Origin of the sequence: Mitsuaria sp. PDC51 (genome assembly GCF_900113225.1) — a bacterium.
Lineage (GTDB): Bacteria > Pseudomonadota > Gammaproteobacteria > Burkholderiales > Burkholderiaceae_C > Roseateles.
This window is the reverse complement of sequence record NZ_FOZE01000001.1, coordinates 2,217,958-2,233,754: the sequence shown is the minus strand read 5'-3', so window position 1 is coordinate 2,233,754 and position 15,797 is coordinate 2,217,958. Positions and strand designations below refer to the sequence as shown.

The following is a 15,797-nucleotide window of genomic DNA, read 5'->3' as shown; positions in this document are numbered from 1 at the left end:
AAATTGGGGAGCGAGGGATCCGGGTCAGCGCAAGGGCATCAACGGAAAGGCATCAACGGGAATAGGTCAGGCTGAAGCCCGCGACGACGCGGGCCGCCGGGAAGCGCGCGGGCTGCCACAGCGGCGCGCCGGCGAAGACATCGAGCGAGAAGCCCTGCGTGCGCAGGCGCGAGCCGATGACGGCGCCGGTCAGGTGGCGTCCGGCCAGGCGTTCCGCGCCGTTGCCGCCGACCAGGCCGGCGTCCAGCCCCAGGTACATCGACACCGCCGGCGAGCCCTGCGGCGCGCTCAGCGGCAGCTCGGCCTCGTTGCGCCAGAGCAGGCCGTCATCGGCGGACAGCGAGGCATCGCTGCCGAAGCCGCGCACCGTGTAGCGGCCGCCGATGGAGAAGCGGTCCTGCGGCGTCAGGCGGTTCAGCGCGAGCTGGCCGCGCAGCGAGCTGCTCAGCTGCAGCTGACGGGCGCCCAGCGGCAGCGCGCCGTTGACACTCACGCTGCCCTGCAGCAGCTTCACGCGCGAGTCGGCCTCGCCGAAGGCCTCCTCGGGCGCCTCCAGCGCGTGGAAGGCACCGGTGCCGCGCTTGAGGCTGAACTCGGCCTCGCTGCCGACGCCGCCAGCCTGGCGCTTGAGGTTGAGGCCGGCTTCCCAGCCGCCGGTGCGCCGGCGCTGCACCTCGACCTCGGTGTCGTCGATGTAGTTGCGCGAGCCGCGGCCGAACAGTTTCACGAAACCGCTGAACTTGTACTGGCCATCGCGCCAGAGCATGCGGGTCAGCTTGAGTTCGCCGTTGCTGCTGGCGCCGCGGTAGACATAGGTCTGGTTCGCACCGATGACGACCTGGCGGTAGCCGCTGCGGCTGAAGGTCACGCTCAGCAGCGCGTGGCCCCAGGGCAGCGAGTAGTGCAGCACGTGGCCGCCAGTGCCCTTGTGCGGACCGTCGCGCTCGTCGACGCGGCGCGCGAGCCAGTCGGCGTCGCGGTTCAGCGTCACATAGAAGAGGTCGTTGAGCGTCAGCGCATGGTCCAGCGAGGCGGTCAGCGCCAGCGGATAACGACCGGTGGCCTCACTGCCGCTGTCGTCCAGCGACACCTGCCAGCGCCATTGGCGCCCGCCCTGGTAGCTGACGGCGAGGTCGCTGTAGCCGGGCTCGACCGTGTCGCGGGCGGGTTCGACCTGGATGTCGGCCTGCGCGCCGGGCACGCGCTGCAGGTTCTCCAGCGCCTGCTCCATGTCGCGCAGGTTGAGCACATCGCCGGGCTTGACCGGCAGCGCGTTGGCCAGCCGCACCTGCGGGGAACTGCCCTCGCGCACGCGGATCGCGTGGACGCGTCCCGGCACCACGGTCAGGCGCAGCACGCCGGTGGACAGGTCCTGGGGCGCGGCCAGCACGCGCGTGGTGATGAAACCTTCCTCGATCAGCGCGTCCTGCAGCCGCGTGACCAGCGTGGCCACGCCGGTGGCGCCCAGGCAGCGGCCGATCGGGGCGTCGTCGCCCTGCGGGCCGTCCAGCGCGCGGATCTGGCGGGCCATGCGGGGCTGGTCCTCGACGCCGTCCAGCTCGATCCGGGTGATGAGGAAACAGGGGGACTCGTCGTCGCGCAGGCGTTGACGCGCCGGGGGCGGGCTGGCGCGCAGGCGCACGTCGGGTTCGCGCTCCAGCGACTGGCGCTGCTGCGCCTCGCGCTGTTGCTGGAGCTGGCGTTGCGCGTCGGGGTCGACCGTGCCCGGCGGCAAGGCCTGGCCCCAGGCGGTTTCCACGCCGGCGGCGAGCGCCGCGGCCAGCGCCACCATCGCCACTGCCGGCACGCCGGCGGCCGGGCGCGCGTGCGCCCGCTTGTTCTTGTCCTGCTGCATCCCTTGCCTGCCTGTTGGGCGTTGTTTTTCTGAACCCAAGGCAGCCGGGAAGACGGCAATGCATCACGGACTGGCGCGGACCCGTCCGGCAACCCCGCTATCTCGCGCCACGGCATCGGAGGGATGCCGGCGGGAGACCGGAAGCTTTGCGTCGCCGGCTCGCGCCGGTTTTGCCCTAGGCAGTCCGCGCCCTGTGAGATTGCTCACGAAGTGCTCGCTCGGCGGCGGACTCGAGTGAAGCACTGTATCGGAGTGCAACACGATCGACACATCGCACTTCAGGGAGGATTGACGAAGCGGCCGCGAGCCGCTAGCGCGGCTTTCGAGGCAGAAAGTCTCACGCCCGGCCCTCGCGATCAGCGCCCGGTGCGACACGGTGCGATGAGCGCCCGCCTGCCCGCTATCCTCCGGAGCTGAACGTGCGTCGCGAACCGCTGCGGCGCCTTGGCTGATCGCCGGTCCTCGCGCCCACCGATGCCCTCTTCCGCCACGCTCGCCCCACTCGCCTCGCCCGCTCCGCGCCGCTCCGCGCCGATCCGGTTCGCCCGCTGGATCCTCGCGGGCCTGCTGGCGGGTGCACTGGTCGCCACGGCCCCGGCGCAAGACCTGGCGCTGACCACGCACACGCAGTCGGACGGACTCTCCAATCTCTCCGTCACCGCCATGGTCCAGCTGCCCGACGGCCGCCTGGTCATCGGCACCGAGAACGGCCTCTATCGCCACGACGGCGCCCGCATCACCCGCATCGACGCGCCCGACCTGTCGCTCGTCAACCGCCACGTCAGCTCGCTGGCGCCGGACGGTCGCGGCGGCGTGTGGGTCGGGATGATCAGCGGTGTCGCCCGCCTGGGGCCCCAGGGGCTGGAGGTGATCGACGCCGGCGGCCCCGCGCTCTCCGTGCGCCAGGGTCATCGGACCATCGCCGCCACGGCCGACGGCGGCGCGCTGGTGGCGGCAATGGACGGGCTGTACGCGCTGCGCCGGGACGGCAGCGGCTGGCGCGCCGCGCCGGCCTTCGCGCAGGCGCTGCGGGACCGGGAGCCGTCGCTGGCCGACATCCACGCGGTGCTGGTGGAGCCGGATGGCAGCTGGTGGCTGGGCTGTGGCCGGGCGCTGTGCCGCTGGCGGGACGGCGCGCTGACCCGGTTCGGCGAGCGCGAAGGCTTGAAGCCGGCGCGCTGGGGCGACCTGCTGCGCACGCGCGACGGCGCCCTGTGGGCACGCGGCCAGACGCAGGTCGCGCGCCAGGCGCCGACCACGGATCGCTTCGAGGACCTCACGCCGTCGCGCCTGGGCGACAGCACCGTGCGGCTGCACCTGCCGCTGGCGGAGGACGCACAGGGCCGCGTCCTCACCTCGAGCGACGACGGCGTGCTGCGCTGGCAGACGGGCCGCTGGACGCGCTTCGGCGCCGAGCACGGCCTGGACGTCGGCAGCGGCGTGCACGCGATCCTGCAGGACCGCGACCACGACCTGTGGCTGGGCACGGCCGGTCACGGGCTCGTGCACTGGCGCGGCTACGAGCACTGGCGCCAGTGGACCCGGCGCCAGGGCGTGCCGAGCGACGACCTCTGGACCTTCCTGGAGGAGGCGCCCGGACGGATGTGGCTGGGCACCGGCAACGGCGCGGCCCTGCTGGATCCGGACAGCGGAAGGGTGGACGTCCGGACGCCCGGCGGGACGAGCGATCAGGTCGGGGGCCTGGCGCGGGACGAGGCGGGCCAGCTGTGGATGGCGACCTACTCCGGCGAGCTGTTCCGGCGACGGGCCGGCGAAGCGTGGCAGCGCGTGGCCAAGGGGCTGCCGCTGGTGTTCGTGCTGCAGCCGGCGCTGGGCGGCGGGCTGTGGGTGGGCGCCGACAAGGGCCTGTTCTTCGTGCCGCCCGCCGGTAGGGCCGCCAGGGGGGCCACCGGGACGCCGCCCCGGGTGGTGCCGGCGCCGGGCATGGCGGCCGACCGCGCGAAGTCCCTGACCGTCTTCGCGGCGTGCACCTCGCCCCAGCGGCGCACCTGGTTCGCCACATCGGCCGGGCTGATCGCGCATGACGAGGCCCACGGCGTGACGACGCCGGCCATCGCCGGGCTGCCGGACGGCCTGTCGATCGAGAAGGTCGCCTGCGGCCGGGACGGCGCGCTGTGGGTCGCCTCGCGGGACCACCGGCTCTGGCGGGTGGCGAGCGACAGCGACAGCGACGGCAACAGCAGCGGCGGCAGCGACGGCGCTGGCGCGTGGCGCGCCGCCGCGCTGCAGCCGGGCGAGGTCCTCGGCCGCCGCACGGTGATGGCGCTGCTGTCCGACCGTCGCGGCTGGCTGTGGGTGACGACGGACGACGGCGTGCTGGTCTGGAACGGCGGTCCCTGGCGCCGTTTCGACGACAGCAACGGCCTGGGCTGGAACGACTGCAACCAGAACGCGCTGGTCGAGGACGCCGCCGGCGACATCTGGATCGGCACGAGCCGCGGCGCGACGCAGGTGATCGCGCCCGAACGGCTGCTCGACCCGGCGCGCGTTGCCCTGCACCTCACCCGCGTGACACGCGACCAGGTGCCGATGCCGCTGGATCGCGCCTGGACGGCGGACTGGTCCGCCGGCGCGCTGGAGATCGCCTGGGCCGCGCCGGTATTCCGGAACCGCGCCACGCAGCAGGTGCGCTACCGCCTGCGCGGCCTGGACGAGCAATGGCGCACCACGGCGCACGAGGACGTCGTCTTCCCCGCGCTGCCCGGCGGTCGCTACGTCTTCGAGGCGCGGGTGGAGAACATCGACCTCGGCCTGGTGTCCGAGCTCGCCGCGCTGCCCTTCGAGATCCGGCCGCCCTGGTGGCGCAGCGCCTGGGCGCTGGCGGCGGCCGGCGCGCTGGCGGTGGCGCTGATCGCGCTGGCGCATCGCTGGCGGGTGCGCGCCTGGGTGCGGCGCCAGCGCGAGCTGGAAGGCCTCGTCGGGCGGCGCACGGCCGAGCTCAAGGCGTCCTACGAGCAGATGCGCACCCTCGCGCTGACCGACGGCCTGACCGGCGCGATGAACCGGCGCGCCATCACCGACCTGGCCGCCCGGGAGATCGCGCGGGCCCGTCGCGGCGACGCGGCGGTGACGCTGATGCTGATCGACATCGACCACTTCAAGCGCATCAACGACACCCATGGCCATCCCGCCGGCGACGCGGTGCTGACGCAACTGGTACTGCGGCTCAAGGCCACGATGCGCGACTACGACGCGATCGGTCGCTGGGGCGGCGAGGAATTCCTGCTGGTGCTGCCCGGCCTGTCGATGGCGCAGGAGCAAGGCCGGCGCCGCGCGCAGGCCCTGCAGCGCTGCATCGGCGACCAGCCCTTCGACATCGGCACCGGCACGCCGCTGGCCGCGACCTGCAGCGCCGGCGTGGTGGGCGTGCCGCCGGCCTGCGACGAGTCGCTGGAGGCGCTGGTCGCGCGCGCCGATGCGGCGCTCTACGACGCCAAGCACGGCGGACGCGACCGGGCAGTGATCATTTCGTGATGACTCGGTGAGCTCTCCGGTCCGCACCGCCGCGGCCCGGGGGCCGGGTGTTGTGCGACGCCGACGGGCAGCGGTCACAGAGTGCAACGGTTGCGGCGATGACAACGGTGTCCGGCCAAGATGCGCCACGCGCTCGCGAGCGCCGCATGCCGCCATCCCTTCCTCTTCCGACGCAGGCCCCACCGTGATGAATTTCGACTTTGGCGCGTGGCTCGCGTCGACCAGCACCCGCCGCCAATGGATGCGCCGGGCCCTCGTGACCGGCGGCTCGGCGCTGGGCCTGTCGGCCTGCGGCTCGGGCGGCGGCGGTGCCAACGAGGCCGTTTCGGCCGAGAGCACCGGCGGCGCGTCGACGCCGACCGGTGGCACCACCAGCGGCAGCACCGGTGGCACGACCACCGGCGGCACCGCGACCGCGCGCGTCTTCACCCACCCCGGCCTGCTGCACACCGAGGCCGACTTCACCCGCATGCGCACGCAGCTCGCGGCCGGTCGCGAGCCCTGGGTGAGCGGCCTTCGCGCGCTGACCTCGAGTAGCCGCGCGCAGCTGGGACGCGATCCGCAACCGGTCGTCACCGCGATCCGCGGCGGCGACGGCGAAAACTTCCGCGCGATGGTCGAGGACGTGCAGCGCGCCTACCAGCTGGCGCTGCGCTGGAAGGTCACCAACGACCCCGCCTATGCTGACCAGGCCGTGCGTTACGTCAACGCGTGGGTGAGCACGATGACCACGCTCACCGGCAACGGCGACCGTTTCCTCGCCGCCGGCATCTACGGCTACCAGTGGGCCAACGCGGCCGAGATCCTGCGCACCTACAGCGGCTGGAGCGCGACCGACCGGGCCGCCTGCCAGCAATGGCTGCTGACGCATTTCTATCCGCTGCAGAGCAGCTTCCTGAAGGACCACAACGGCACCAACATCACCAACCAATGGGCCAACTGGGACCTGGTGTGCCTGGTGGGCATGCTGGCCGTCGGCGTCTTCGCCGACCGGGCCGACGTCTACCAGGAGGCGCTGGACTACTTCCACCGCGGACGCGGCAACGGCGCCTCGCGCCACATGGTCTACGCGCGCCATCCCGGCCACATGGGCCAGTGGCAGGAAAGCGGCCGCGACCAGGGCCACGCGACGCTCAGCCTGGGCATGGCCGGCTACCTGTGCGAGATGGCCTGGAACCAGGGCGACGACCTCTACGGCGAGGACGACAACCGGCTGCTGGCCGGCGCGGAGTACGTCGCCAAGTCCAACCTGAAGGACGCCGCCGGCGCCTTCTACACGCTGCCCTTCTACCTCTACATCAACCGCCAGGGCACCTTCACCGCGGTGTCCGACGGCGGCCGGCCGAACGGCCGCCCATGCTGGGAGCCGATCTACAACCATTACGTCAAGCGCAAGGGCCTGGCCGCGCCGTGGGTCAGCGCGCTGGCCGCGCAGCTGCGGCCCGAGGGCAACACCTGGCTCGGCGACGACCTGAGCTTCGGCACGCTGACCTTCTCGCGCGACGCGGACGTGACGCGCGTCCCGCCCGCCGGGCTGCAGGCGATCGTGCGCGGCGGCGCGGTCCAGCTGTCGTGGTGGGGCAGCGCGGATGCGGCGGCCCATGCGGTGATGCGCGCGCCGGCCGGCTCCTCCACCTACACCGAACTCACCCGCGTGAACGCCGGCGGCCTGCCCACCTGGACGGACAACGCGGTGTCGCAAGGCCGGTGGCAGTACCAGGTCCGCGCGCTGGACGGCGCCGGCACGGTGCTGTCGACCTCGGCCACCTCGACCGTGGACCTGGGCGCCCCGCTGCTGCTGAGCCTGCCGCTGGACGACGGCCAGGGCATGACGGCGCGCGATGTCGGCGGGCGCCAGCGCAACGGCACGCTGGTCGGCGGCGCCTCCTGGGGCGACGGCCGCAAGGCCGGCACGAAGGCGCTGGCGCTGGACGGCGCCTCGGGCCACCTGGCGCTGCCCACCGGCGTGCTGGCCGGCGTCGGCGACGTCACCATCGCCGGCTGGGTCTGGTGGAACGGCGTGAACAAGGGCAATGCCCGCGTCTTCGACTTCGGCTCGACCGACATCACCTATCTCACGCTGCTGGTGAGCAACGACACGATGCGGGTCAGCGTGACCAACACCAGCTACTTCGGCGAGCAGACGGTCTCGACCGGTCCGCTGGCCAAGGGCCGCTGGGTGCATCTGGCGATGACGCTCAAGGACCGCACCTGCACCCTGCACGTCGACGGCACGGTGGCCGCGTCGATCACGACGATGGACCTGGCGCCCTACCAGCTCGGCGACACGACGCAGAACTGGCTCGGCCGCGCGCAGTACGGGCAGGACCCCTACTTCAACGGCCGGCTGCAGGACTTCCGGATCTACGGCGGCGCGCTGAGCACCGCGCAGGTCCAGGCGCTGGCGCAGGGCTGAAGTTCAGGCCGAGGCTCAGGCCGGGGGTTAGGCCGCCGCGGCCGCGCGTTCCGGCCGGGACGCGGGCGCCGCGCCCTCGACGATGCGGCCGTGGGCCATGCGGATCACGCGATCGGCCAGGTGGAAGTAGCGGTCGTCGTGCGAGACCACGATCAGCAGGTGGCCCTTGTCGCGCAGCTCCGGCAGCAGCTCCGTGTAGAAGAGGTGGCGGAAGGTCGGATCCTGGTCGGCCGCCCACTCGTCGAAGACCAGCACCGGGCGGCCCTCCAGGTAGGCATGCACCAGCGCCAGGCGCTTGCGCTGGCCGGTCGACAGGTCCACCGTGCTGAACGCGCCGTTCTTGACCGACACCTTGTGCGCGATCTCCAGCCGCTGCAGGTAGGGCAGCGCGCGCTGCGGCAGGCTGCCGCCCTGCCCGGCCTCGGCGGCCAGGTCCTCGAACAGGTAGAAGTCCGAGAACACCGTCGTGTAGAGCTGGCGGTAGTGGTCGCGGGTCTGGTCGGTCACCGGCCGGCCGTCCGCCAGCACCTGGCCCTGCTGCGGCGCGTACAGTCCCAGCAGCAGCTTGACCAGCGTGGTCTTGCCCGAGCCGTTGTCGCCGACGACGAACACCATCTCCCCGCGCCGCAGCGTCAGGTCCACCGGCCCGAGCACGAAGGCCTCGCCGCCGTCGGGTGCCGGGAAGCCGTAGCGCACGCCGCGCAGCTCGATCGACTCGGCCAGCGCGGCCGGCTCGCCGGGCTGGTCCAGGTCCAGGAAGGGCTCGGGCGTCGCGAAGCGCGCCGACATGTCCGCGATGCGCTGGAAGGCCACCCGCGCCCGGCCGATGCCCGGCACCGCCGCCGCGATCTGGTCCAGCGGGCCCTTCAGGAACAGCAGCACCAGCACGAAGCCGCTGAGCACCGGCGGCGGCATCGTGCTGAGCGCCGCCCAGCCCAGGATCAGCGCGATCAGCAGGAAGAACAGCGCCGAGCCGAAGGCCGTCGCCAGCACGTAGGTGTTGATCGCGCGCCAGTTGATCTCGCGGATGCGGTCGACCGTGCCCTCGATCTGCCCGCCGTACATGCCGGCGCGGCGCGCGCGGTGCATGCGCAGCTCCTTGGCACCGTCGCTGATGGCGCGGTAGGCCTTGTGCAGCTGCTCCTCGGCGTCGCGGGCCTTGTGGAAGCCCTTGATGCCGCGCGCCTGGGCCCAGGTCTGCACGCCCACGCCCACGACCAGGGCCACCAGCAGCAGCCCGAACAGCGCCGGTGACAGCCAGGCCAGGTAGCCCAGGCAGCCCAGCGTGATCGCCAGCGCGATCAGCGCCGAGGACAGCACGAAGGCGGCGTCGCTGATCATGTCCACGTCGCCGGTCAGCACCGGCATCAGGCGGTGGGTGCGGTAGCGCTCCAGGGCATCGATCGGCGCGGCCAGGATCTTGCGCGCCAGGCTCTTGCGCACCTGCGCCACCAGCCGCTGGCCGACCAGGTTGGTGCTCATGCTGGACGCCGCGCGCCCCATCAGCGCGATCGCGCACAGCGCCACGAAGGTCAGCAGCAGCCCGCCGGCCATGCCGCCGGGCCGGTTCAGCACCGCGTTGATCGTGCCCAGCAGCGCCACCGTCGCCGCGCCGGCGGCCACACCGGTCACCGCGGAGAAGGCCAGCCAGGGCAGGAAGGGCTTCAGGAGCCCGGAGACTTCGCCGGCCTTGCCGGGAGCGGGGCCCGGCGGATCGCCAGCCGGGGTGCCAGGAGCAGTGTTCATCAGCGCGGTCTTTCAGCCGCCGAGCCAGCGGCGCGGCGGACGGGTGAGGTCCTACCGGGTAGACGATCCGGCGGCGGGTTTGTTCATGGCTCGCGCCGCGAAAAGGTGGCGCCGACGACGACCGCCCATGAACAAGCGCGCGGGACGGACGTCTTACCTGCAGGCGCGTGATGGCGCCCTTCCCGCAACGAATCCGCCCCGCGCCGGCGCCCCTCCCATGCCCCTGCATCCCGATCTGGAAGCCTTCCTCGACCTGGTCAACGCCGCGAACGCCGACGGCCCGGCGCTGCACGAGTTGACCGCCGAGCAGGCCCGCGCCGCCTACGACCGCTCGACGCGGGCGCTGGACCTGCCGGGCCCCGACCTGCCCTGCGAGGCGCTGACGCTGCCCGCCCGCGACGGCCACCCCCTGCCCGCCCGGCTCTACCGCGGCGACACGGCGCCTCGCGCGCCGGCCCTGTTGTTCTTCCACGGCGGGGGTTACGTGCTGGGCGGGCTGGACTCGCACGACTCGCTGTGCCGGGACCTGGCGCGGCGGGCGGCCTGCGCGGTCCTCGCCGTCGATTACCGGCGCGCCCCCGAGCACCGCTTCCCCACCGCCTTCCACGATGCCGAGGACGCCGCGGCCTGGCTGCGCGCCCATGCCGTGGCGCTGGGGCTGGACCCGGCCCGCATCGCCGTCGGCGGGGACAGCGTCGGCGGCACGCTCGCGACCGCGCTGACCCTGGCCGCGCGCGACGCCGGCCTGGCGCAACCGGTGCTGCAGCTGCTGCTCTATCCCTGCACCAGCGCCCACCAGGACACGCCGTCCCATCGCCGGCTGGCCACCGGCCATCTGCTGGAACAGCGCAACCTGCAATGGATGTTCGGCCAGTACCTGCGCGACGACGCCGACCGCCTGGACTGGCGCTTCGCGCCGTCGCAAGCCGCCAGCCTGCAGGGCCTGGCCCCCGCGCACCTGGCGCTGGCCGAGTTCGACCCGCTGCTGGACGAGGGCCTGGCCTACGCGCGGGCGCTGGAGGCCGCCGGCGTGCGCACCAGCGTCCAGGTTTACGCCGGCATGGTGCATGACTTCGCCCGGCTCGGAAACGTGGTCGAGGACGCCGCCACGCTGCGCGCCGACGCCGCTGCCGCGCTGGCCCACGCCTTCTGCTGAGCCGGGCGCGCCGCGCCCCCGGGCACCGCCCGCATGAACAAATCAGCGCGGCCAACGTCATTACCGGAAGACGGCGGCGCGCCGAGCGCCGCGACCACTTCCGAGGCAGTCCCATGTCCATCGCTGCGCCGGCCCTGTCCGCCGGCTCCGATCCTTCCCTCGCCAGCGTCGGCTCCCGCGCCGCCGGCCGCATCCTGAGCCGCGTCGCGGGCCAGGAGCTCGAGACCGTCATGAACGGCCCCCACCTGAGCGTGCTGCCGCGGGGCGGCGGGCCGGTCAGCGCCTGGATGCTGGAGCCCGCCGCGCCGCTGCCGCTGCTGCAGCCCCGCGACGGCCTGGACCGGACGCCGCCGGCGCTGCTGGACCTCCACCTGCCCGCGGCGCTGGAGGCGGTCTTCGCGCTGCGCCCGGACCTCCCGGCCGTGTCGCTCGGCGGCGCGTTGCCGGCCGGCTCGGCGCTCCTCGCGGGCGGCATCGCGCTGCAGCCCGCTGGCCAGCCGACCACCGTGTCGCGGGAGCTGTTCTGGCAATGGGACCGCCTCTGGCTGACCGACCGGCGCGATCCGCCGCCCAGCCAGCACGTCTTCAGCAAGGACGGCCGCCGCCATCCGCGCCGGCCGCCCAAGCCGACCGGCACCGTCTACCGCCGCCACATCCCCTGGCTGGACCAGGCCTTCAGCCTGCGCGCGATGGACGTCGAGCGCGACCTGGCCACCGTGAACCGCTGGATGAACGAGCCGGCCGTCGCGCACTTCTGGCAGGAGACCGGCGACCTGGAGCACCACCGCCGCTACCTCGCCGGCGTCGCCGCCGACCCGCACACCGTCGGGCTGATCGGCTGCCTGGACGAGCGGCCGTTCTGCTACGTCGAGGCCTACTGGGCCAAGGAAGACCGCATCGCGCCCTTCTACGACGCCGCCGACCACGACCGCGGCTGGCACGTGCTGGTGGGCGAGCCGGCGCTGCGCGGCCGGCCCTTCCTGACCGCCTGGATGCCGGGCGTCTCCCATTACCTCTTCCTCGACGACTGCCGCACCCAGCGCCTGGTGATCGAGCCCCGCATCGACAACCGCCGGATGATCCGCAGCCTCCACCGCTGCGGTTACGCCTCGCTCAAGGAGATCCAGTTCCCGCACAAGCGCGCGGTGCTGGGCCTGCTGATGCGCGAGCGCTTCTTCGATGACGCGCTCTGGATCCCGCGTCCCGACGACGACGTCGACGCGCATGCGCCCGCGTCCTCCGGCCATTCCCTCGCAGTTCCCCAATCCTGAGGCACCCATGCACATCCATGACCTGATCGGCATCGGCTTCGGCCCGTCCAACATCGCCCTGGCCATCGCGCTGGAGGAAGGTCGCGACGCGCGCCCGCAGCACCGGCCGCTGGACGCGCTGTTCGTGGAACGCCAGCCTGGTTTCGTCTGGCACAGGAACATGCTGCTGGACCAGGCGCACATGCAGATCTCCTTCCTGAAGGACCTGGCGACGCTGCGCAACCCGTCCAGCCGCTTCACCTTCCTGAACTACCTGCATGAGAAGGACCGGCTGCAGGACTTCATCAACCTGAAGACCTTCTTCCCCAGCCGCCACGAGTTCAACGACTACCTGGCCTGGGCCGCGGCGCAGTTCGAGGACCGCTGCGCCTATGGCGAGGACGTGGTCGAGGTGCTGCCCGAGCCGCGCGCCGGCGAGGTGAAGCTGCTGCGGGTGCGCTCGCGCGACGCCGCGGGCACGGTGCGCGAGCGCCTGACGCGGCACCTGGTGGTGGGCGTCGGTGGCGCACCGCGCATCCCGGCCGAGTTCAAGGCCTTCAAGGACGATCCGCGCGTCTTCCACTCCAGCCACTACCTGGAGGCCATCGCCGGCCACGGCCAGGCGCGGCGCATCGCCGTCGTCGGCGCGGGCCAGAGCGCGGCGGAGATCTTCATGGACCTGCACGGCCGGCCGCAGCGGCCGCAGGTGGACCTGGTGATGCGGGCGCGCTCGATCAAGCCCTCGGACGACAGCCCCTTCGTCAACGAGATCTTCAACGCCGACTTCACCGACTTCGTCTTCAGCCGCTCCGGCAGCGAGCGCGAGGAGCTGCTCAACGAGTACTGGCACACCAACTACGCGGCGCCGGACCTGGCGCTGATCCAGCAGATCTTCGAGGTCTTCTACCGCCAGCGCGTCAGCGGCGAGCCGCGCCACCGCTTCCTGCGCCGCCACGAGGTGGCCGGGGTGCAGGCCGGCGAGCACGGCCTGCGCCTGACGCTGCGCGACCTGAACCACGCGCGCACGACCACGCAGGACTACGACGCGATCGTGCTGGCCACCGGCTACGAGCGCGACCGCCACCGCAGCCTGCTGGCGCCGCTGGCGCCCTACCTCGGCGACTGGGAGGTGGACCGCCACTACCGGCTGCGCGCGCAGCCCGGTTTTCATCCCAGCGTCTTCCTGCAAGGCGCCTGCGAGCTGACCCACGGGCTGAGCGACACGCTGCTGTCGGTGACCGCGATCCGCTCGGGCGAGATCCGCGGCGCGCTGCACGGCGCGACCGGCCTGGACCACGCGACCGGGCGGCAGGACAGCGCCCGGCAGGCCGCATGAGCGGCTGTTCCCGGTCGCCGCGGGCCGGCCTCTGCCGGCCGCCGCCGGGTCCTTGAACGGAGGACCCGACCACGCCGACCAGCCCCTTCTCCGCGACGCGCGCCGCCACACGGGATCCGTGGCGGCGCGCTTTTTCACGTTCCGGGCGCCTCGTTGCCCACCCTCGTTCCCGTTCGCCACAACCATGAATCCTCAGAAGGATCGCGCCATGTCCCCGTTCCCGTCGCTCGCCCTGTTCCGTCCTCACCGGCTGTCGTTGGCCCTGGCCACCGCCTTCGGCACCCTCGCGCTCGCCGGCGCCGCGCCCGCGCGGGCGCAGACCGTCGCCGCCGAGGCGCCCACCGACAGCGCGCCTGCTACTGCCGCATCGGCCGCCGCATCGGGCACCGCCTCCGGCGCCGCGCTGCCGACCGTGTCGGTGAGCGGCCGGTCCGCCACCAGCGAGGGCACCGGCTCCTACACGGTGCGCAGCACCGGCGCCGGCACCCGCATGCCGCTGTCGCCGCGGGAGACGCCGCAGTCGCTGACGGTCGTCGGCCGCCAGCAGATGGACGAGCAGAACCTGGACACGCTCAACGAGGTGATGCGCCAGACGCCCGGCATCGTCGTCAACCGGCGCGACGAGCGCGTGGACTTCACGTCGCGCGGCTTCTCGCTGAGCCAGATGGTCGACGGCATCCCGACGCTGGCCTACAACAATGTCTCGGCCGAGGCCAGCATGACCAGCATGGCGATGTATGACCGCGTCGAGGTCATCCGCGGACCGGCCGGCCTGCTCAACGGCGTGGGCCAGCCCGGCGGCTCGGTCAACCTGGTGCGCAAGCGCCCGACGCAGCAGTTCGAAGGCAGCGTGACCGTCGGCGTCGGCAACTGGAACCGCTACTTGGCGCAGGCCGACATCGGCGGCAGCCTCACCGCCAGCGGCGGCGTGCGCGGCCGCATCGTCGCCTCGCACTCGGGCGGCGACACCTTCATCGACAACAAGCGCCGCAAGGACAGCCTGCTCTACGGCATCGTCGAGACCGACCTCGGCGCCCGCACCGTGCTGGCCGCCGGCTTCGAGTACCAGAAGAACGACATCGACGGCGCCAACTTCGGCAACATCCCGCCCTACTACGGCAACGGCGCGCGGCTGGTGGTGCCGCGTTCCTACTCCTTCAGCACGCCCTGGAGCACCTGGAACATGGAGACCCGGCGGGTCTTCGTCAACCTGCAGCACGCCTTCGACAACGGCTGGCAGGTCAAGGCCGAGGTGGCGCAGGTCAAGAACCAGCGCGAGCGCTACAGCGGCGACCTGCAGAGCACGCTGCCCACCTTCCCGATCAACGCGGCGACCAACATCGGCGTCGTCTCGCTGAGCGACAACCCGGCGGACGGCACCAACAAGTCGCTGGACGTCTACGCCTCCGGCCCCTACCAGCTGTTCGGCCGCACGCACCAGGCGGTGATCGGCTTCAACGTGAACAAGCTGGAGACCGAGATCGCCAACAACAGCGCGCTCAACACCGGCACGCGGCTGGATCGCCGCCCGGGTGGCGTCTTCGACCTCGGCGCGATCGCCAAGCCCGACTTCCAGTACCCGCGCCTGCGCCAGAACGCCGAGACCGAGGAACGCGCGGCCTATGCGTCCACGCGCCTGCAGGCGACCGATGCGCTGTCGCTGCTGGTGGGCGCGCGGGTGACCTCCTACGAGAACCGGTCCTACCAGCGTTCCTGGGCCGGCACGGCCAACGGCGCGCGGGTGGACGGCGTGCCGATCAAGGAGACCTCGGTCGTCACGCCCTACGCCGGCGTGGTCTACGACCTGACCGGCGAGTTTTCGGTCTACGGCAGCTTCACGCAGATCTTCCAGCCCAACACGTCCAAGGACGAAAGCGGCAACGTGATCGATCCGCAGCGCGGCAGCAACGTCGAGCTAGGCGTGAAGGGCGAGCACTTCGGCGGCCGCCTGAACACCGCGGTCGCGGTCTTCCGCACCAAGCAGGACCACGTGCCGGTGGCCACCGGCACGCTGCAACCGGATGGCTCGCCGGCCTTCCGCGGCGAGCGCGGCACGGTGACCGAGGGCTTCGAGCTGAGCGTCTCCGGCGAGGTGCTGACCGGCTGGCAGCTGATGGCCGGTTATGCCTACGGCACGCCGCGCAAGGCCGATGGCACGCCGCTTTCGCCGCACCTGGCCACGCGCACCGTCAACCTGGCGACCAGCTACCGCCTGCCCGGCGCGCTGAGCCGGCTGACCATCGGCGGCAACCTCAGCTACCAGAACGCCACCTCGATGGACATCGTCTCCAAGACGCCGCTGACGCAGGGCGGCTACACGCTGATCGGCCTGCTGGCGCGCTACGAGCTCACGCCGCGCATGACCGTGTCGCTCAACGTCGAGAACGTGACCGACAAGACCTACATCTGGATGAGCGGCCAGTCCGGCTACATGTTCGGAACGCCGCGCAGCACCTGGCTGCGCGGCAGCTACCGCTTCTGAGGCCACTTCTAAGGCCGCTGGCGACGCCGGTGTCGGCGTCGCCACGGGCGGGATCCGGTGC

Annotated in this window: 8 protein-coding genes and 1 riboswitch; of the genes, 6 read left to right on the top strand and 2 right to left on the bottom strand. The window is 72.5% G+C overall.

Features of this window, described 5'->3' with window-relative positions; translation table 11 throughout:
• Window positions 1–52 precede the first annotated feature (52 nt).
• Window positions 53–1,855, bottom strand: coding sequence for a ShlB/FhaC/HecB family hemolysin secretion/activation protein (locus BM393_RS09635; protein ID WP_091724554.1), 1,803 nt, complete (start codon window positions 1,853–1,855; stop codon window positions 53–55).
• Between the two features lie 84 nt (window positions 1,856–1,939).
• A riboswitch (cyclic di-GMP riboswitch) is annotated at window positions 1,940–2,040 on the bottom strand.
• Between the two features lie 289 nt (window positions 2,041–2,329).
• Between BM393_RS09635 and BM393_RS09630 the strand changes: the two genes are divergently transcribed.
• Window positions 2,330–5,350: a ligand-binding sensor domain-containing diguanylate cyclase gene (locus tag BM393_RS09630; RefSeq protein WP_091724553.1), complete on the top strand. Its 3,021-nt coding sequence runs from the start codon at window positions 2,330–2,332 to the stop codon at window positions 5,348–5,350.
• Window positions 5,351–5,537: 187 nt separating this feature from the next.
• Complete coding sequence (locus tag BM393_RS09625) at window positions 5,538–7,766, top strand: LamG-like jellyroll fold domain-containing protein (protein WP_254783313.1); 2,229 nt, start codon at window positions 5,538–5,540, stop codon at window positions 7,764–7,766.
• 27 nt (window positions 7,767–7,793) lie between these two features.
• Here the strand turns inward: BM393_RS09625 and BM393_RS09620 are convergent, their stop codons facing one another.
• The gene (locus BM393_RS09620; protein ID WP_091724552.1) at window positions 7,794–9,512 is read right to left on the bottom strand and encodes a cyclic peptide export ABC transporter; all 1,719 of its coding nucleotides are present in this window, start codon (window positions 9,510–9,512) and stop codon (window positions 7,794–7,796) included.
• 217 nt (window positions 9,513–9,729) lie between these two features.
• Here BM393_RS09620 and BM393_RS09615 point away from each other — a divergent pair, with 217 nt between their 5' ends.
• The 4 genes from BM393_RS09615 (at window position 9,730) to BM393_RS09600 (ending at window position 15,736) form a co-directional block, all read left to right on the top strand.
• On the top strand, window positions 9,730–10,668 hold the full coding sequence (locus BM393_RS09615; RefSeq protein ID WP_091724551.1) for an alpha/beta hydrolase: 939 nt from the start codon (window positions 9,730–9,732) through the stop codon (window positions 10,666–10,668).
• A 113-nt stretch (window positions 10,669–10,781) separates the two neighbouring features.
• On the top strand, window positions 10,782–11,939 hold the full coding sequence (locus BM393_RS09610; protein WP_217648404.1) for a GNAT family N-acetyltransferase: 1,158 nt from the start codon (window positions 10,782–10,784) through the stop codon (window positions 11,937–11,939).
• Window positions 11,940–11,946: 7 nt separating this feature from the next.
• Window positions 11,947–13,254 carry a lysine N(6)-hydroxylase/L-ornithine N(5)-oxygenase family protein gene (locus tag BM393_RS09605; RefSeq protein WP_091724550.1) on the top strand — a complete coding sequence of 436 codons (1,308 nt, stop codon included), beginning with the start codon at window positions 11,947–11,949 and terminating at the stop codon, window positions 13,252–13,254.
• A gap of 208 nt (window positions 13,255–13,462) precedes the next feature.
• The gene (locus BM393_RS09600; protein WP_091724549.1) at window positions 13,463–15,736 is read left to right on the top strand and encodes a TonB-dependent siderophore receptor; all 2,274 of its coding nucleotides are present in this window, start codon (window positions 13,463–13,465) and stop codon (window positions 15,734–15,736) included.
• Window positions 15,737–15,797: the final 61 nt, after the last annotated feature.

Excerpts from the sequence above, each read along its gene's own strand:
- BM393_RS09635 (WP_091724554.1), bottom strand. The coding sequence starts at position 1,855 with ATGCAGCAGGACAAGAACAAGCGGGCGCACGCGCGCCCGGCCGCCGGC.
- BM393_RS09630 (WP_091724553.1), top strand. The coding sequence starts at position 2,330 with ATGCCCTCTTCCGCCACGCTCGCCCCACTCGCCTCGCCCGCTCCGCGC.
- BM393_RS09625 (WP_254783313.1), top strand. The coding sequence starts at position 5,538 with ATGAATTTCGACTTTGGCGCGTGGCTCGCGTCGACCAGCACCCGCCGC.
- BM393_RS09620 (WP_091724552.1), bottom strand. The coding sequence starts at position 9,512 with ATGAACACTGCTCCTGGCACCCCGGCTGGCGATCCGCCGGGCCCCGCT.
- BM393_RS09615 (WP_091724551.1), top strand. The coding sequence starts at position 9,730 with ATGCCCCTGCATCCCGATCTGGAAGCCTTCCTCGACCTGGTCAACGCC.
- BM393_RS09610 (WP_217648404.1), top strand. The coding sequence starts at position 10,782 with ATGTCCATCGCTGCGCCGGCCCTGTCCGCCGGCTCCGATCCTTCCCTC.
- BM393_RS09605 (WP_091724550.1), top strand. The coding sequence starts at position 11,947 with ATGCACATCCATGACCTGATCGGCATCGGCTTCGGCCCGTCCAACATC.
- BM393_RS09600 (WP_091724549.1), top strand. The coding sequence starts at position 13,463 with ATGTCCCCGTTCCCGTCGCTCGCCCTGTTCCGTCCTCACCGGCTGTCG.